Origin of the sequence: Streptomyces sp. NBC_00996 (genome assembly GCF_045162675.1) — a bacterium.
In the GTDB taxonomy this organism is placed as follows: domain Bacteria; phylum Actinomycetota; class Actinomycetes; order Streptomycetales; family Streptomycetaceae; genus Streptomyces.
In genome coordinates this window covers 2,120,044-2,137,722 of record NZ_CP108723.1, presented here as the reverse complement: position 1 = coordinate 2,137,722, position 17,679 = coordinate 2,120,044, and the positions used below count along the sequence as shown (strand labels likewise).

At 69.5% G+C, this 17,679-nt stretch carries 16 protein-coding genes; 12 read left to right on the top strand and 4 right to left on the bottom strand.

The genetic code is table 11. The annotated features are described in order from the left end of the window. Nucleotides 1–167: 167 nt before the first annotated feature. The 5 genes from OG390_RS10270 to OG390_RS10250 all read left to right on the top strand — a co-directional run bounded on the left by OG390_RS10270 (nucleotide 168) and on the right by OG390_RS10250 (nucleotide 4,729). Nucleotides 168–1,760 carry a sensor histidine kinase gene (locus OG390_RS10270; RefSeq protein WP_406166843.1) on the top strand — a complete coding sequence of 531 codons (1,593 nt, stop codon included), beginning with the start codon at nucleotides 168–170 and terminating at the stop codon, nucleotides 1,758–1,760. Then, nucleotides 1,757–2,164, top strand: a complete 408-nt coding sequence (locus tag OG390_RS10265) for a roadblock/LC7 domain-containing protein (protein ID WP_369245368.1) — start codon at nucleotides 1,757–1,759, stop codon at nucleotides 2,162–2,164. The genes OG390_RS10270 and OG390_RS10265 overlap by 4 nt, the downstream gene beginning before the upstream one ends. After that, nucleotides 2,161–2,586 (top strand): DUF742 domain-containing protein, encoded by a 426-nt coding sequence (locus OG390_RS10260; protein WP_406166841.1) that lies wholly within the window; start codon nucleotides 2,161–2,163, stop codon nucleotides 2,584–2,586. The genes OG390_RS10265 and OG390_RS10260 overlap by 4 nt, the downstream gene beginning before the upstream one ends. Next, nucleotides 2,567–3,187 (top strand): GTP-binding protein, encoded by a 621-nt coding sequence (locus OG390_RS10255; RefSeq protein WP_406166839.1) that lies wholly within the window; start codon nucleotides 2,567–2,569, stop codon nucleotides 3,185–3,187. Before OG390_RS10260 ends, OG390_RS10255 begins: the two co-directional genes overlap by 20 nt. A gap of 72 nt (nucleotides 3,188–3,259) precedes the next feature. Then, nucleotides 3,260–4,729: a cytochrome P450 gene (locus OG390_RS10250; protein WP_406166837.1), complete on the top strand. Its 1,470-nt coding sequence runs from the start codon at nucleotides 3,260–3,262 to the stop codon at nucleotides 4,727–4,729. A gap of 289 nt (nucleotides 4,730–5,018) precedes the next feature. Here OG390_RS10250 and OG390_RS10245 read toward each other — a convergent pair whose 3' ends face one another. Beyond that, nucleotides 5,019–5,969, bottom strand: a complete 951-nt coding sequence (locus OG390_RS10245) for an RluA family pseudouridine synthase (RefSeq protein ID WP_406166835.1) — start codon at nucleotides 5,967–5,969, stop codon at nucleotides 5,019–5,021. Nucleotides 5,970–5,998: 29 nt separating this feature from the next. Then, the gene (locus OG390_RS10240) at nucleotides 5,999–7,537 is read right to left on the bottom strand and encodes an amino acid permease (RefSeq protein ID WP_406166833.1); all 1,539 of its coding nucleotides are present in this window, start codon (nucleotides 7,535–7,537) and stop codon (nucleotides 5,999–6,001) included. 246 nt (nucleotides 7,538–7,783) lie between these two features. Here OG390_RS10240 and OG390_RS10235 point away from each other — a divergent pair, with 246 nt between their 5' ends. The 3 genes from OG390_RS10235 to OG390_RS10225 all read left to right on the top strand — a co-directional run bounded on the left by OG390_RS10235 (nucleotide 7,784) and on the right by OG390_RS10225 (nucleotide 10,408). Then, entirely contained in the window at nucleotides 7,784–8,434 is a 651-nt protein-coding gene (locus tag OG390_RS10235) for a PadR family transcriptional regulator (RefSeq protein WP_406166831.1), read from the top strand. Between the two features lie 187 nt (nucleotides 8,435–8,621). Then, nucleotides 8,622–9,635: an ATP-binding cassette domain-containing protein gene (locus OG390_RS10230; RefSeq protein WP_406166829.1), complete on the top strand. Its 1,014-nt coding sequence runs from the start codon at nucleotides 8,622–8,624 to the stop codon at nucleotides 9,633–9,635. Continuing rightward, nucleotides 9,632–10,408 carry an ABC transporter permease gene (locus OG390_RS10225; RefSeq protein ID WP_406166828.1) on the top strand — a complete coding sequence of 259 codons (777 nt, stop codon included), beginning with the start codon at nucleotides 9,632–9,634 and terminating at the stop codon, nucleotides 10,406–10,408. Before OG390_RS10230 ends, OG390_RS10225 begins: the two co-directional genes overlap by 4 nt. Before the next feature lie 142 nt (nucleotides 10,409–10,550). Here OG390_RS10225 and OG390_RS10220 read toward each other — a convergent pair whose 3' ends face one another. Beyond that, complete coding sequence (locus OG390_RS10220) at nucleotides 10,551–11,387, bottom strand: siderophore-interacting protein (protein WP_406166826.1); 837 nt, start codon at nucleotides 11,385–11,387, stop codon at nucleotides 10,551–10,553. 101 nt (nucleotides 11,388–11,488) lie between these two features. Continuing rightward, complete coding sequence (locus tag OG390_RS10215; RefSeq protein WP_406177598.1) at nucleotides 11,489–12,418, bottom strand: 5'-3' exonuclease H3TH domain-containing protein; 930 nt, start codon at nucleotides 12,416–12,418, stop codon at nucleotides 11,489–11,491. A 244-nt stretch (nucleotides 12,419–12,662) separates the two neighbouring features. Between OG390_RS10215 and OG390_RS10210 the strand changes: the two genes are divergently transcribed. The 4 genes from OG390_RS10210 (at nucleotide 12,663) to OG390_RS10195 (ending at nucleotide 17,627) form a co-directional block, all read left to right on the top strand. After that, nucleotides 12,663–13,688 carry a glycine betaine/L-proline ABC transporter ATP-binding protein gene (locus OG390_RS10210; protein ID WP_406166824.1) on the top strand — a complete coding sequence of 342 codons (1,026 nt, stop codon included), beginning with the start codon at nucleotides 12,663–12,665 and terminating at the stop codon, nucleotides 13,686–13,688. Next, the gene (locus tag OG390_RS10205) at nucleotides 13,681–16,296 is read left to right on the top strand and encodes an ABC transporter permease/substrate binding protein (protein ID WP_406166822.1); all 2,616 of its coding nucleotides are present in this window, start codon (nucleotides 13,681–13,683) and stop codon (nucleotides 16,294–16,296) included. The genes OG390_RS10210 and OG390_RS10205 overlap by 8 nt, the downstream gene beginning before the upstream one ends. Before the next feature lie 329 nt (nucleotides 16,297–16,625). Next, nucleotides 16,626–16,904 carry a hypothetical protein gene (locus OG390_RS10200; RefSeq protein WP_406166820.1) on the top strand — a complete coding sequence of 93 codons (279 nt, stop codon included), beginning with the start codon at nucleotides 16,626–16,628 and terminating at the stop codon, nucleotides 16,902–16,904. A 150-nt stretch (nucleotides 16,905–17,054) separates the two neighbouring features. Then, nucleotides 17,055–17,627, top strand: coding sequence for a helix-turn-helix domain-containing protein (locus OG390_RS10195; protein ID WP_399076570.1), 573 nt, complete (start codon nucleotides 17,055–17,057; stop codon nucleotides 17,625–17,627). Nucleotides 17,628–17,679: the final 52 nt, after the last annotated feature.

The window sequence follows — 17,679 nt, the reverse complement described above, 5'->3', positions numbered from 1 at the left end:
TGAATATGACACAGCGATGATCCGGTCGGACTAAGCTCGCCCGCAGCGCACCGAGTTGAGGTGTATTCGTGCGCTTGTTCCCAAAAGTTCCGAAGATTCAGTTTGACCATGCCGTTTCCCCCGCAACCTCCCCCGACCCCCCAGCCGATTTGTCTCAGAGGGCATACATGGTGAGTGTTCAATCGCCTCCCGGCGGCCGTGAACTTCCCTACGCGCGCGTGCTGTTGCTGCCGGCCATACTGATGGCCGCGGCGACCGGAGCCGCCGTCGCCGTCGTGACCGACCCGGCCCGGGCCGCCGTCGGCTGGTGCGGCGGCATCGCGACGCTCCTGGTCGTCGTGATCGGCGCCGAAGCCGTACGCCGCGGCCGCATCGCCCGCGACCTGCGCACCGAACTCGCGCGACGCACCGCTTCCTTGGAACAGCGCATCACCGCCCACGACCAGGACATCGTGTACCTGCACGAGGACGTCCTGCCCGCCGCGCTCGACCAGCTGCGCGGCGGCGATTCGCCCGCGGAGGTGATCCGCACCCTGGGCCGCGACAACCCGGACCACGGCGGAATCCCCGAGTCGCAGCGCGATCTGCTGAAGACGCTGCTCAAGATCATCGACACCGAGGAGTCGATGCGCGACGCGGCGCAGCGCTCCTTCGTCAACATCGCCCGGCGCGTCCAGGCCATCGTCCACCAGCAGAACAACGAACTGCGCGAGATGGAGGAGGACCACGGGCGCAACCCCGAGGTCTTCGACGACCTGCTGCGTATCGACCACGGCACCGCGCTGATCGGCCGCCTCGCCGACTCCATCGCGGTCCTCGGCGGCGGCCGTCCCGGACGCCAATGGCCGCAGCCCGTACCGCTGTTCAGCGTGTTGCGCGGCGCGATGTCCCGGATCCTCGAGTACCGCCGCATCGAGCTGCACAACATCGTCGATGTCGCCGTCAAGGGCGTGTCCGTCGAACCGCTCATCCATGCCCTGGCCGAGCTCCTCGACAACGCCACGCGCTACTCGCCGCCGCACACCAAGGTGCACGTCACCGCTATCGAGGTGCAGACCGGCGTCGCCATCGAGATCGAGGACGGCGGCGTCAGCCTCAGCGACGAGGCACGCGGAAAGATCGAGGAGCTGCTCCGACTGGCCGCGGCCGGCGTCGACCCGAACGTCATGGGCCAGGCCCCACGGCTCGGCATGGCGGTCGTCGGCCGACTCGCGCAGATGTACAACATGCAGATCTCCCTGCGGCAGTCCGCGTACGGCGGCGTCCGAGCCGTCCTCATCGCGCCCCGCGACATGCTCACCACCGGCCCGGCTCCGGGTCTCGCGCACGGCGTCGGCGCGCCCTCCGTCACGGGTGTCGACACCGGCGGCGTCGAGGGTCCCGCGCGCAAGCCCAAGAAGCGCCGCCCGACCACCGGTCCCCGGATCTCGGCCCCGATGGGCGAGGCCATGGAGGACGACGTCCCCACCGTCACGGAATGGACGGCCAACGGGCTGCCGCAGCGCCGCAGCCGGGTCAAGGTCCCGCTCAGCCAGCGGTTCGCCGAGGCCGCCCGGGCCGAGGCGGAGGCTGCCGAGGCCAAGGCCGCTGCGGCCTCCGCATGGTCACCCGAGCCCGTCCCGGAGGAGAAGGAACCCGAACCGGGGCTGTGGGTCGAGGCGTTCATGAACGGACTCAAGGGTGACCCGGACCCGACCGCATTCACCAGGAACAACGAGCCGGCCCCTGCCGAGGCCGACGACGAGGGGGACCTCAAGTGATCCAGCAGCGAGCCAACTTCGACTGGATGCTCAAGGAGCTCGCCGACGGCGTACCGGGCATCCAGCAGATCGTGGTGCTCTCCGCCGACGGCTTGCGCATCGCCCGCTACGGCGGGGATCCGGACGCCGCCGACCGGGTCGCCGCGGCCTGCGCGGGCCTGCAGAGCCTGGCCGGAGCCGTCGCGAGCGAGATCCCCCGCAGTGACGGCCGGATGCGGATGGTCATCATCGAGATCAACGGCGGGTACTTCTATCTGATGTCCGCGGGACCCAACGCCTATCTCGCGGTGCTCGCCAACCAGACCGCGGAGCCGGGGTTGATGAGCAACCGCATGCGTGACCTCGTCGTACGGATCGGCGCCCATCTGACGAGTCCGCCGCGGCGCAACGGGCAGACCGTATGACTCCTCCGCAACGCCGGCGGCGCTACCCCAAGGAAGAAGAACCCCCGGAGCCCCTCAAAGCGGGTCCCGCTCCGGAGGGCCAGGACAACCCGAAGGACCCCGGGCGGCTGTATGTCCTCACGGGCGGAGGAGAGGGCGGCGATCGGGCCGACATCGACCTGGTCACGTTAATCGTGGCGCGCGCCGCCGCGCCGCCGCCCGCCACCCAGCCGGAGCAGTCGGCGCTGCTGCGGCTCTGCAAGGCCCCTCTGTCCGTGGCCGAGCTCTCGGCCTATCTCAACCTGCCGTTCAGCGTGGTGACCGTCCTGCTCACCGAGCTGCTGGCGGCCGAACTGGTACAGGCGCGCGCCCCGATCGTCCGCTCGGCGCTCCCCGACCGTTCCCTCCTCGAAGCGGTGATGCATGGACTTCAAAAGCTCTGACACCATCACGGGCCCTCGCGCCGAGGATCATCTGCCGCACACCGCACAGGCGGCGGTGAAGATCGTGATCGTGGGCGGCTTCGGGGTCGGCAAGACGACCATGGTGGGCTCCGTCAGCGAGATCAGGCCGCTGACCACCGAAGAGACCATGACGCAGGCCGGCATCGGAGTCGACGACAACTACGGTTCCGAGACCAAGACGGCCACCACCGTCGCCATGGACTTCGGCCGCATCTCCCTCACCGAACAGCTGGTGCTCTATCTGTTCGGTACGCCCGGGCAGGAGCGCTTCTGGTTCCTGTGGAACGGCCTCTTCGAGGGCGCGCTCGGCGCGGTCGTGCTGATCGACACCCGCCGTCTGGAGGTCAGCTTCGACGTGATCGGCCGCCTGGAGGAGCGCGGTGTGCCGTTCGTCGTCGCCATAAACGACTTCCCGGACGCGCCCCGTTATCCGATCGAGGACCTGCGGACCGCGCTCGACCTGTCCGCGGAGATCCCCATCGTGAAGTGCGACGCGCGCCGCAGGGCCTCCAGCCGGGACGTCCTGATGACGCTGATGCGCTTCCTGCACCAGCTGGCCATGTCCCAGGCGCGCGCCTGAGCCCGCGACCGACAGCAGCACCTACGCCAACTCCCCATGAACCGGATCCATTTCAGTTTCGGAGCGATCACCGTGACGCCTGAATCCCACTCCCCGACCGGTACGGACGACCCCACGCTCGGCCCGCCGCCCGGCTGCCCCGCCCACGGCCTCGGTCCCGGCGGGCTGCACCGCCTGTACGGACCCGAGGCGGAGGACCTGGGAGCCCTGTACGAGAAACTCCGTGCCGAACACGGCGCCGTCGCCCCCCTGCTGCTCCATGACGACGTGCCGATCTGGGTGGTGCTCGGCCACGGCGAGAACCTGCACATGGTGAGCACCCCCTCGCACTTCGCGCGCGACAGCCGCCTGTGGACCGCGGTCCAGGACGGCACGGTGGCGCCCGACAACCCGCTGATGCCCCTCATCGCCTGGCAGCCCATCTGCTCGCACGCCGAGGGCGACGAACATCTGCGGCTGCGCGGGGCGGTCACCGGCGCCATGACGACCATCGACTTCCGCAGCCTGCGGCGCCACATCAACCGTTCGACGCAGCGGCTGGTCAACCAGATCTGCGAGATCGGCAAGGCCGACCTGGTCGGCCAGTTCGCCGAGCATCTGCCCATGGCCGTGCTCTGCGAGATCCTCGGCATGCCCGAGGACTACAACGACCGCATGGTGCACGCCACCCGCGACCTGCTCAAGGGCACCGAGACCGCGATCGCCAGCAACGAGTACGTCATGAGTGTGCTGATGCAGCTCACCACCCGGCGCCGCGCCAGGCCCGAGGACGACTTCACCAGCCATCTCATCAACCACCCGGCCGGGCTCACCGACGACGAGGTCGCCCAGCATCTGCGGCTCGTCCTGCTCGCCGCGTACGAGGCCACGGCCAATCTCATCGCCAACGTGCTGCGCATGGTGCTCACCGACCCGCGCTTCCGCGCCCAGCTGAACGGCGGCCAGATGACGGTGCCCGAGGCGGTCGAGCAGTCCCTGTGGGACGAGCCGCCGTTCAGCGCCGTCCTCGGCTACTTCGCCAAGCAGGAAACGGAGTTGGGCGGTCGGCGCATCCGCAAGGGCGACGGACTGCTCTTCGCGATCGCGCCGGGCAACGTCGACCCGCGGGTCCGCCCCGACCTCGCCGCCAACATGCAGGGCAACCGCTCCCACCTCGCCTTCGGCGGCGGTCCGCACGAGTGCCCCGGTCAGGACATCGGCCGTGCCATCGCCGATGTCGGCGTCGACGCACTTCTGTTGCGCCTGCCGGATGTCGAACTCGACTGCGACGAGAGCGAGTTGCGCTGGCGTGCGTCGTTGTCGTCGCGCCACCTGGTGGAGCTTCCCGTGCGGTTCGTGCCGAAGCCGCCGCAGGACGTGATGCAGCGTCCCGCCGTCAACGCGGTGCCGCGCCAGCGGCCGAACTGGCAGGTCACCACGGATAGGGCCGAGCCGGTCGCGCCCGCGCCGCAGCCGGTGGCCCCCCAGCCCGCGCCGACACCGGAGCCCGCCCGCCGTCCCGGCGCCTGGCAGCGCTTCCTGCGTTGGTGGCGCGGTTACTGACCGGCGCTGCGCGGCGAGGGCCGCGGGCCACTTCGGCGGGAGCTGCCGCGGCCTCGGCGGCGGTACGACGCGCACGCGTCAGGGGGTGCCTGTGTGTCAGAGAGTGCCTCCGCGTCGCGGGACGTCCAAGGTGCCCGGCGGTGGCTAGGCGCGGCGGGACGCCCACGTGCCAGGTGGTCGCTACCTGTCGCGGGACACCCAGGGTGTCGCGTGGTGGCTAGGCGGGGCGGGACGCCCGCGTGCCAGGCGGTGGCTAGGCGTCGCGGGACGCCCACGTGCCAGGTGGTCGCTATGCGTCGCGGGACGTCCACGCGTCGTACGAGGCCCAGGCCGCCAACTCCCGCTCGCTGACGAACCGGTGCGCGTGCCCCGTGACCGGATCGGTGAACTCCAGCACCCGCGCCAGCAGTTGCAGCGGACGCCGGAAGTCACCGACCGGCACGGGGCCGGTCACCACCGGGTAGAGCGGATCGCCGAGAATGGGCACGCCCAACGCGCTCATGTGGACCCGGAGTTGATGGGTCTGCCCGGTGCTGGGCGTCAGCCGATAGCGCCCCACTCCGTCGCGGTGGCCGCGCAGCTCGACCCGGCTGACCGCGTTGGCCTCGCCCGCCACCTCCCGGGCGGCCAGCACCCCGCGCTCCTTCACGATCCGGCTGCGGACCGTACGCGGCAGGTCCAGCTCCGCGTCGTACGCGGCCACAGCCTCGTACTCCTTGCCGACGAGCTTGTCGCGGAACAGCGACTGGTACGCGCCGCGTTCCTCGGGCCGTACGGTGAACAGCACCAGTCCGGCGGTGAGCCGGTCCAGGCGGTGCGCGGCGCCCAGCGTCGGGAGGTCCAGCTTCCGCCGCAGCCGGGCGAGAGCGGTCTCCGCGACATGGCTGCCGCGCGGGGTGGTGGCGAGGAAGTGCGGCTTGTCGGCCACCACGATGTGCTCGTCGCGGTACACGACGTCGAGCGCGAACGGCACCCGCTCCTCGTCCGGCAGCTCCCGGTGGAACCACACGAACATCCCCGGCACATACGCCGCGTCGGCGCTCAGCGGCCGCCCGTCCTCCCCGATGATCAGCCCCTCGCCGATCATCCGGTCGATCACCCCGGCCCCCGCCGCGAGCCGCTCCACCAGATGCTCGCGCACGGTGGCCCAGCCCCCGCCCTGCGGCAGCTTGATCCGCACGGGGTCGACCCCGTCGCGCTGCGGCAGGGGAGAGGGCGGGATCCGGGGCTTGCGTCTCACCTGGTCAAGCGTACGAGGCCCACTGCCGGTCAGGCGTACGCAGGTGCCTCGGCCACCGTTGCCCGCGCCCGGTACGCCCGGTACGCCGCGCCCGCGACCAGCGTCACGCCCAGGAACAGCAGGGTGAACCACTGGAAGTACCAGTGCCCGCCCGCCGGGTCGTACACCGCGGCGCGGGGCCAGGCGAGGTTGACGGTCATGAAGAGGCCGTAGAGGAGGGCGATCGCGTTGACGGGGACACCCCAGCGGCCGAGGGAGAAGAGGGGGCGGCCCTCCTCGTCGACGCCGTCCGAGCCGGGGAACTCACCGCGCAGGCGGCGCACCAGCAGTGGTCCGGTCACCATTGCGTACGCCAGATACAGCATCACGATGCAGGTGGTGCCGATCGCCAGGAACGCGTCCGGGGAGGCGAAGTTGAGGAGCAGCAGGGCGGCGGCGAGGATGCCCACGACCATTGCGGGGGCGCTCGGCATGCCGGTGCGCGGGTTGACCTTGGCGAGGCGGTGGGAGAAGGGGAGCTGGTTGTCGCGGGCCATCGAGAAGAGCATGCGGCAGGCGGCCGTCTGGATCGCCAGCGTCGCCACCGCGATGGCCACCACCACGTCGGCGAGCAGCGCACGGCCGACCCCGTCGCCGAGGCTGCTGGTCAGGACGTAGCTCAGCCCGTCGACACCCAGGTGTCCGTCCGTGAGGCTGGGTGCCGCCAGGAGTCCGCCGAGGACGATCAGCCCACCGAGCAGGCCGGCCGCGCCGAGCGCGGTGAGGATCGTACGGGGCGCGGTACGGCGGGGGTTGTGGGTCTCCTCGCTCATCTCGCCCGCGCTGTCGAAGCCGATCATCACGTACGCGGCCATGAACGACCCCACCATCAGCGCCCCGAAGAGGCCGGTGCTGCCCTCGCCGGTGTGGAAGGTGATGCCGGGGGAGCGCTCGGAATGCGTGAGCAGAAGCACGATGATCAGGACCGCGCCGATGATCTCGGCGGTCACGCCGACTCGGTTGATCACGGACATCACACGGTTGTCGACGACGTTGACCAGTGTGGTCAGGACCAGCAGGATCACGCCGAGCACGGCCGCGTTGGCCGCGCCGTCCGCACTTGTGGGCGCCGGGTCGCTGCCCACCAGCTGGAAGCCGGACCAGATCGCCGGCAGCACCATCTGCAGCGCCAGCGCCGCGGCCGCGACCACCACGACCTGCCCGATCACCATGATCCACCCGGCGAACCAGCCGAACGAGAGGTTCGACAGACGGGACGACCACTGGTAGATCGCGCCCGAGAGCGGATATCGCGCAGCCAGCTCCGCGAAGCACGCGGCGACCAGCAACTGGCCCACCAGCACGGCCGGCCAGGTCCAGAAGAAGACCGGACCCCCGAACGCGTACCCGAAGGCGAAGAACTGGAAGACGGTCGTCAGGACGGAGATGAAGGAGAACCCGGCGGCGAACGAGGCGTACCGGCCGAGGCTGCGATGCAGCTCCTGGCGGTAGCCGAACTCGGCCAGGGAGCGGTCGCCGGAGGGCTCCGGCGGGTCGGGGCGTACATCGGAAGGGGCGGTGGTGGTCATGGCGGCACCTGCCTTCGGCGCGGAAGGGTGGGCGGGATCTGCGGGGGATCCGAGTGGGATTCCTGTCGGGTGACAGAAATTAGGGAGACCCTGTTTCGCTCGCGTGACGCGGCCATGTCGACGGCGGGCCTAAGTCCTCACGCCCTTGCCATCCGCGCTTGGACGCGATACATCGTGTGTATTGACTCTCACTCTGGATACGCGATATGTTCGGCCACGGATATTCGGGGGCGAGGTGAGGTCATCGTGGCGACGAAACGCCGGAAGCTGAGCAATCCGCTGGCGCTCGCGGTCATGGTGCTGCTCACCGAGCGCTCGATGCATCCGTACGAGATCGCCCAGACCCTGCGCCGTCGCGGCAAGGACGCCAGCCTGAAGATCAACTACGGCTCGCTCTACACCGTCGTCCAGAACCTGGAGAAGCACGGCTTCGTCGAGGTCGCCGAGGTGCAGCGGCAGGGCAACCGCCCCGAGCGCACCCTCTACGGCATCACGGACGCCGGACGTGAAGAGGCCACGGAGTGGCTGTCGGACCTGCTCGCCGTCCCGGCGCAGGAGTATCCGATCTTCGAGGCCGCGCTCTCACTGATGGGCGTGCTCCACCCCGACGAGGTGGCCCGCCTGCTGGCGGAGCGTCTCAACATGCTGGAGGTGCGGGCCGCGAGCCTGCGCGGCGGCATGGAGAAGCTCTACGAGACGCTGCCCCGGCTCTTCCTGATCGAGTCCGAGTTCAAACTGCACATGATCGAGGCGGAGGCCGCGTGGGTGCGCGGCTTCCTGACGGAGGTCACGGCGGGCACGTTTCCCGGAGTCGAGGAGTGGCGGACCTTCAACGAGTCGGGGGAGGTCCCCGAGGAATACCGGAAACCGGAGGACGGCGACGTCGAGAGACCGTAGCCGAACAGAGAAAGACCCCGGCAGAGCTGTTGCAGCAGCCCCGCCAGGGTCTCGAACCCCGAACTGAATCCGCCGTGAGGCAGTTCCAGGCGATCGAGGTGCGGCACACCCAGGATAGCCCGGCGCTCTTCACGCGGATCGGCTCGGCCCTGCCCGAGATCACCGCTCACACAGGAGAGCAGTCGTCATGAGTACCCGTGCGCCCGCGGTCGAGGCGCGTCAGCTGATCAAGACCTACCCGGGTGACGTCACCGCGCTCAGCGGCATGGACGTCACCGTCGAGCCAGGTACCGTCTTCGGACTGCTCGGTCCGAACGGCGCAGGCAAGTCCACCACCGTCAAGATCCTCACCACCCTGGCCCGTCCCGATTCGGGTACCGCCACCGTCGCGGGGCATGACGTGCTGCGCCACCCGGACCGGGTGCGCCGCGCGATCGGGGTGGTCGCCCAGAGCTCGGGCGCCGACCCGGTGGCGACCGGCCGGGAGAACCTCCGACTCCAGGGCAGGCTCTACGGATTGAGGGGCGCCGGGCTGAACCGCCGGGTGGACGAACTCCTCGACCGCTTCAAGCTCGCCGACGCCGCAAAGCGTCAGGTCAAGGGCTACTCCGGAGGGATGCGGCGGCGCATGGACGTGGCTCTCGGCCTGGTCCACCGCCCTGAGGTGCTCTTCCTCGACGAGCCGACCACCGGTCTCGATCCCGAGGCGCGCACCGCGATGTGGGACGAGATCGCCCGCCTCGCCGGCGACGAGGGCCTGACGATCCTACTCACCACGCACTACCTCGAGGAGGCCGACCGGCTCGCCGAGCGCATCGCGATCGTCGACCGCGGCCGTGTCGTGGTCGAGGGCACCCTGGATGCCCTCAAGGGTGAACTCCGCGGCGACGCCGTCCACTTGGAGCTGCGCGACGCGGTCGGCGAAGCCGGTCGTACGCTGCTCAACGGCGCCCTCACACGGCTGCCCGGCGTGCACGAGGCACTGTTCGACGGCCGCCGCATCAGCGTCCGCGCCGACGACGGGGCCGCCGCTGTGCCCGCCCTGCTCGGGGCGCTCGAGCGCGCCGGGGTCGGCGTCGCCGCCGCCACCGTGGCCCGCCCCTCGCTCGACGACGTCTATCTGCGCTATGCGGGCCGCCGTTACTCCGAGGCCGAAGCCGAAGGCGCCGACCGCCTTGTCCTCTCCGGAGGTGCCCGATGAGTACCGCCGTCTCCCAGACCTGGTACATGACCCAGCGTCAACTCACGGTGTTCGTACGGCAGCCCGCGTACCTGCTGATCACCCTGATCCAGCCGGTGGTCTGGCTGTTCCTGTTCGGCAACCTCTTCAAGAAGGTCGTCGACCTCGGCGGCTTCGGCACCACCTCGTATCTCGACTACCTCGTGCCGGGCGTCGTCGTGATGAGCGCGCTCAGCTCCAACATGTGGGCGGGCATGACCACTCTCGACGAGATCCAGCGGGGCACGCTCAACCGGTTCCTGACCACGCCCGTCAGCCGGGCGGCTCTGATGAACGGCAATGTCGTCAACAACGGCCTGGTCACCGCGTTGCAGTCGGTCATCATCGTGCTGCTCGGGCTGCTCGGCGGCGCCGACTACCCGGGCGGGCTCGGCGGCGTCGCGATCCTGATCGTCGCCTCGGTACTGCTCGGCACGATCTTCGGGGCGCTCTCCAACGCGCTGGGCATGCTGGTCCGGGAGCGGGAGTCCATCATCGGCATCAACACCTTCCTGCTGCTGCCGCTGACGTTCCTGTCCTCGGCCTTCATGGCCCCGTCCCAGATGCCCGGATGGATGCGGCACGTCGCCGACTTCAATCCGCTCAACTGGGCCATGGTGGCGGGCCGTTCGGCGCTGTCCGCCCACCCCGACCGGGGTGACGTCTTCAGCAGGGGCGGTGGGCTGCTCGCTCTCGCGGTGGCGGCGGTGTGGCTGTCGATCCGCACGTTCCGGTCGTACCAGCGGTCGGTGTAAGGCGGTTGACCAGGGGGCGGCCACGGGGTGGTTGACCAGGGGGCTGCCGTGCGGCGGTCGACCAGGAGGCGGCCATCGGGCGGTTGACCTGGGGGCGGCCACCGAGCAGGTGGCCGCCCCTGTTGCTCAGGTCTCCAAGCGCCTACGCGGACGCTTCCTGCTCCGCCTCCACCTGCGCGTTCCACTCCCGCTTCGTCGCCTGCCAGCCGTCCTCGTTGTGCCCGAGGCGCCAGTAGCCGGAGATCGACAGGTCCTCGCGCGGGATCTCACTCTCGACCCGCAGCAGTTGGCGCAGCTCCTTCACGAAGCCGGCCTCGCCGTGCACGAACGCGTGCACCCGGCCCTCGGGGAACGCAAGGGCGCGTACGGCCTCGACCAGGGCCTCGCCCAAGGGCCGGTCCCCGCGGTGCAGCCAGAGCACGTCCACGTCGGAGTCGATCTTCTGCTCCTCCTCGGGGCCGGAGACCTCGACGAAGGCATGGGCCACCGCGCCGTCGGGCAGCGCCTCCAGGGCGGCCGCGATGGCGGGCAACGCGCTCTCGTCACCGGCCAGCAGATGCCAGTCGGCGCTGGCGTCGGGCGCATAGGCACCACCGGGGCCCATGAACCGTACGATCTCGCCCGGCTGGACCCGGGCGGCCCACGGACCGGCCAGGCCCTCGTCGCCGTGAATCACGAAGTCCAGAGTCAACTCGCGCACCTCGGGGTCCCAGGCGCGCACGGTGTACGTCCGTGTCACGGGCCACTGGTCGCGCGGGAACTCCTCGCGGATGCGCTGCATGTCGAAGGGCTCGGGGTAAGCGACCCCCTCGGCGCCGAACAACAGCTTCACATAATGGTCGGTGCTGCCGCCCGCGGTGAATTCGGCCAGGCCGTCGCCGCCCAGCACGACCCGCTGCATGTGCGGAGTCAGCCGCTCGGTCCGCACCACCTGCGCGGAGTGGGGCTTCCGGGGCTTGCGTGCCGGGCGCTCTGCCATGACAACCTCCAGGTTTACATGCTTAGGCTTACCTAAGTTAGCACCCTTCCCTCTGCGCGACCTATGCGTGCAGCGGTACTACCTGTGCCTGAAGAGTTCACCTATGCCCGCAGGGTGGAGAGCAACCGCTGCAGCGAGCCGCCCAACCCCCAGCGTACGGCGAGTTCGTCCAACGCGGCCGGATCGTGCGGCGCGTGCGGCAACGCGGTGTCCACGTCCGGCAGGGGGACGTCACCGGCGACCTTGACGACCTTGGGCGCGACCGCGACGTACGGCCGCGACTCGTCGAGGCGCTTGCGCTGCGAAGGCGTCAGCTTGGCCTTCGGGTCGTCGACCGCGGCCATGATCCCGGCGAGGTCGCCGAATTCGGCGAGCAGCTTGGCGGCCGTCTTCTCGCCGATGCCGGGTACGCCGGGCAGGCCGTCGCTCGGGTCGCCGCGCAGCAGCGCCAGATCCGCGTAACCCGGGCCGTCCACGCCGTACTTCTCGCGCAGCCAGGCCTCGTCGGTGAGCTGGAGCGTGCCGACGCCTTTGAGGGGATACAGGACGCGCACTCCCCGCTTGTCGTCCACGAGTTGGTAGAGGTCGCGGTCGCCGGTGACGATGTCGACCGGGCCCGGGGCCCGCCCGGTGAACGTGCCGATCACATCGTCCGCCTCGTACCCCTCGACTCCCACGCGCGCGATGCCGAGGGCGTCCAGGACGTCCTCGATGATCGGCACCTGCGGCGACAGCGTGTCCGGCACCTCCTCCTCGTCCGGACCCACCTCGTGCTCCTCGGCCACCCGGTGAGCCTTGTAGGAGGGGATCAGGTCGACCCGCCACTGCGGGCGCCAGTCCGCGTCCATGCAGGCCACCAGGTCGTCGGGGCGGTGATCCTTGACCAGGCGGTCGATGAATTCCAGCAGCCCGCGCACGGCGTTCACAGGTGTGCCGTCCGGGGCCTTCACGGATTCCGGCACGCCGAAATAGGCGCGGAAATACAGCGAGGCGGAGTCGAGGAGCATCAGGCGTCGGGTCACGAATCGCATCATGCCGTACGCCACTGACAGTGACGTCTCTTACGCCACCGACGACGACATGCGCCATGGACAGTGACCTCGACCACTCCTGTGTTTGCTCCGCGTAAGCGGGGGCAGGCGCGGCACCGGGGCGAACCCTGTTGTTCATTCAACCGTTCGCCTCGGTCCAAGCGTCCAACGAGAGGCACACGCGTCAGCCAGGCTAGAGGCCGAGCATCTGTACAAGGTGTTCGGGAGACGACCGGAACAGGCGGTGGAACGGCTCCGGCAAGGAGCCGACCGTGAGGAACTGCGCGCTGACGGCACCACCGCCGCGGTGATCGACGCCTCCTTCACGGTGGAGCCGGGCCAGATCTTCGTCGTCATGGGCCTGTCCGGATCCGGCAAGTCCACGCTGCTGCGGATGCTCAACGGACTTCTGGAGCCGACCGCCGGACAGGTGCGCTTCGACGGCCAGGACCTGACCGCGCTCAGCGCCCGCGAACTGCGCGAGGTCCGCTCGAAGAAGATCAGCATGGTCTTCCAGCACTTCGCGCTCTTCCCGCACCGCAGCGTCCTGGAGAACGCCGCGTACGGCCTGGAGGTCCAGGGCGTGCCGAGCGCCGAGCGCAGGGAACGCGCCACCAAGGCCCTCGAACTGGCCGGGCTCGCGGGCTGGGAGAAGTCCTGGCCCGACGAACTGTCCGGCGGAATGCAGCAGCGCGTGGGCCTGGCCCGCGCGCTCGCCACCTACGCCGATCTGCTGCTGATGGACGAGTCCTTCAGCGCGCTCGACCCGCTGATCCGCCGGGACATGCAGGACCAGCTGATCGAGCTTCAGAAGAAGCTCAAGAAGACCATCGTCTTCATCACGCACGACCTCAACGAGGCGATGCGGCTGGGCGATCGCATCGCCGTCATGCGCGACGGCCGCATCGTGCAGATCGGCAGCGCCGAGGACATCCTGGTCCGCCCGGCCAACGACTACGTCGCCTCCTTCACCCGGGACGTCGACCGCTCCCGCGGACTGACCGCCGGTGCCGTCATGGACACGGACGTACGCGGCGACGAGGCGGACTGCTCCTGCGAGACCGCCGCTCCCGGCACCTCCTTCGTGGACCTGTGCGCCCTCAGCGCCCGCCTGTCGCACCCGGTCGCGGTGCTCGACAAGACCCACAAGCTCGTCGGAGTCGTCCCGCGGCAGCGGCTCGTCGGCTTCCTCGGCGACGAGCAGGGCGCGCCCGAAGGCTGTGCCAGCCCGCGCGACCAGCGCGACGAGGCGGTGAAGGCCGGTGCCTAGGATCCCCTTCGGCGACTGGGTCAACGACACGGTCGACTGGCTGCTGAACCACATGGCGTGGCTCTTCGACTTCTTCAAGACCATCTTCCAGGGCACCTACGACGGCATCAACGCCGTCCTGCAGGCACCGCAGCCGCTTCTCCTCGCGGGCATCTTCGCCGTCATCGCGTTCTGGCTGCGCGGCACCTCCACCGGTGTCCTCGCCTTCGTGGGATTCGCCTTCATCGACTCCCTCGAGCTGTGGCAGGACGCGATGGTGACCCTGTCGCTCGTCCTGGTGGCGACGATCATCGCGCTCGTTGTCTCCGTGCCCGTGGGTATCTGGGCGGCGCGCTCAGACCGGGTCAGCAGCATCGTCCGCCCAGTACTCGACTTCATGCAGACGCTGCCCGCGATGATCTACCTCATCCCGGCGATCCTGTTCTTCGGCACCGGCGGCCCCGCCGGCATCGTGGCCACCCTCATCTTCGCGCTGGCCCCCGGCGTCCGCATGACCGAGCTCGGCATCCGCCAGGTCGACAAGGAACTCGTCGAGGCCGCCGACGCGTTCGGCACCACACCCCGCAACACCCTGCTGCGCATCCAGCTCCCGCTGGCCCTGCCCACCGTCATGGCCGGTGTCAACCAGGTCATCATGCTGGGCCTGTCCATGGCGGCCATCGCGGGCATGGTCGGCACCGGAGGCCTCGGCGGCGACGTCAACGAGGCCATCGGCCAGTTGAACGTCGGCCTCGGCTCCGAGGCGGGCGTCGCCATCGTCATCCTGGCCATCTACCTGGACCGCATGACCAGCGCCCTGGGCACCCAGGTCTCCCCGCTTGGCCGCCGCGCCGCCGTCAAGCAGCGCACCGCGCAGGGCCTGAAGATCTGGTCCTACCGCCCCCGGCCCGTCGTGGCCATGGTCGGTGTGGTCGTGCTCGCCCTGGTCGCCGGCGGGATGGGTATCTTCGGCTCCGCCGCCGGAGAGTCCACCGCGGCCGACGGCGAGAACGTCGGCCAGGGCAAGAAGGTCACCATCGGCTACATCCCGTGGGACGAAGGCGTCGCCTCCACCTTCCTGTGGAAGGAGATCCTGGAGCAGCGCGGCTTCCAGGTCGACACCAAGCAGTTCGACGCGGGTCCGCTGTACACCTCCCTCGCACAGGGCGACATCGACTTCGAGACGGATTCCTGGCTGCCGACCACGCACGAGCAGTACTGGAAGAAGTACGGCAAGCAGCTCGACGACCTGGGCTCCTGGTACGGCCCGACCTCGCTGGAGCTGAGCGTGCCCGCGTACATGAAGGGCATCGACTCCCTGGAGGACCTCAAGGGCAAGGCCGGCGACTTCGGCGGCAAGATCACCGGCATCGAGTCCAGCGCCGGAATGATGAGCCTGCTCAAGAACAAGGTCGTCAAGGAGTACGGCCTCGACAAGGAGTACAAGGTCGTCGACAGCTCCACGCCCGCCATGCTGGCCGAGCTGAAGCGCGCGTACGCCCAGCAGGAGCCGATCGTCGTCACCCTGTGGTCGCCGCACTGGGCGTACAGCGACTACAAGCTGAAGAAGCTCAAGGATCCGAAGGGCGCCTGGGGCAAGGGCGACGGAGTGCACACGCTCTCCCGCAAGGGCTTCGCCCAGGACAATCCGGTCGTCGGGAAGTGGCTCAAGGACTTCAGGATGACCGAGAAGCAACTCACCGGCCTGGAAGCCGAGATCAACAAGGCCGGCAAGGGCAAGCAGCAGGACGCCGTGCGCGCCTGGCTGAAGAAGAACCCCGGCGTCGTCGACAAGCTGGCCCCGGTCAAGGGCTCCGCGGCCGCCGCCCCGGCCGAGGCGAAGCGCGCGCTGGACGTCGCCTGGTTCCCCTGGGACGAGGACGTCGCCGTCACCTACCTGTGGAAGAACGTCCTGGCCCCGCGCGGCTACACGCTGAACCTGAAGCAGATGGACGTCGGCCCCGTCTACACGGGTCTGGCCTCCGGTGACCTCGACCTCAACTTCGACGCGTGGCTGCCCTACGCCCAGGCGAACTACTGGGACCGGCACAAGAACGACCTGAGAGACCTCGGCACTTGGTACCAGCCGACCTCCCTGGAGATCGCCGTGCCCTCGTATGTGAAGGACGTCAAGTCCCTCGCCGACCTCAAGGGCAAGTCCGGCACCTTCGGCGAGAAGATCATCGGCATCGAGCCGGGCACCGGCGAGATGAACCTCCTCAAGACGAAGGTGCTTCCGGGCTACGGCCTGGACAAGGACTACAAGGTCGTCGACGGCTCCACGCCCGCGATGCTGGCCGAGCTGAAGCGCGCCTACGCCAAGAAGCAGCCGGTCGCCGTCGTCCTGTGGTCCCCGCACTGGGCCTACAGCGAGTACAAGCTCACCAAGCTCGCGGACGACAAGAAGCTGTTCGGCGAGGGCAACACGATCCGGACCATCTCCAGCAAGAAGTTCCCCGAGCAGTATCCGCAGCTCACCAAGTGGATCAAGAACTTCAGGATGAGCGAGGCCGAACTCGGCAGCCTGGAGAGCGAGATCAAGCAGCGCGGCCAGGGGCACGAGGAGGACGCCGTCGCCGCGTGGCTGAAGGAGCACCCGGACATGGTGGAGCGGATGACTCCGCAGTAGGACCACGCGTGCGTGGGCGGTCCGTCTCGAAACCGACCGCCCACGCAGGCGCGCGAAGCGCGCACCGTGCAGCGAAATCCGCCGTTCCTGTGCGGTGAAGCGGAACCGGCCGGCGCGCCCCGGGCCATCCGATTGCTTCCCAGCCGGGCCGCACTCGCGCCCGACGGGACCGGTGGCTGCGCACTGGCGTACGAGCAGGATCCGGACAACCACATCGCCGTACGCGGCTACGTCGTCTCGGCGCCCTCCTGTCGGGCGACGCCACCCGCGCGTACACGCCCCGCGCACCCTCCCGCGCTGCGCCGAGGGGCGCCCCGGACATCACCTCCGTGCACGACGGCACGGTGGAACTCACCGGCCACTACTGGGCCGAGCGCGACACGGACGGCCAACTCCACGCCACGCTGGGATACTTCACGACCTGGCACGCCGGGCCCGACCGGCTGACGCCGTGCATCCGTGGGGGCAGCCGGGCCTTCGCCCGCCCGCCGGCGACGCTGCTCACCGATCCGGGCGGGCGTCCGGCCCCCCTGGTCAGCCCTTTCGTGCCACGCGAGGGGGCGGCGCCCGGGGAATCGGGGCAGCTCGTGCAGTGGCGAGAACTGTGACCCTCGCGCTCCTTCGATGTGTCAGCGATGTGACGGGTGCATGAAACGGTTTGCCGAACATGCGTAGGGTGCAAACAACTCATCAGAAGTAGTGGACCGAAGAAACCGAAGATTCAGCGGACCGACGACGCAAGGGAGGGAGCCGGAGCGATGGGCGACCACAAAGAACAGCCCCTTCGGGTGGGCGCGGCCGTCCGGCGGCGGCGCCGGGCACTGGAGCTCACCCTCGCCGTCGTGGCCGAGCGCAGCGGCCTGTCGGTCCCCTTTCTCAGCCAGGTCGAGAACGAGCGGGCCCGGCCCAGCAGGAGCTCCCTGGAAAGAGTCGCCGACGCACTCGGCACCACCGCGGTCGAGCTGCTCGCCGCCGCCGACCCGGCGTGCAGCGTCGACGTGGTGCGTGCGGACGGCGCGGATTTCACCCCCGAGGCCCGGGTGCGCCCCCTGGTGCGCGGTCACCACCAGTTGCACGCCACCGAGTTCACCGGCGACCACGACGAGGGGCGCGAACTCCAGCACCGCAACGACAAGTTGATGTACGTGGCCGACGGCGCCGTCGAGGTCGAGGCGGAGGGTCGCGCTCATCGCCTCGGACGCGGCGACACGCTGTATCTGACGGGCGGTGTACGCCATCGGTGGCGGGCGACCGTGCCGGACACCCGGGTGATCGTCGTCGAGGTCGCCGACCACATCGACGCGGTGGAGGACCGGCACGGCAGGCGCTGACCACGCTCGCAGGGCCCGAACGTATGAGAGCCGGTACACCCCTGGGCGGTAC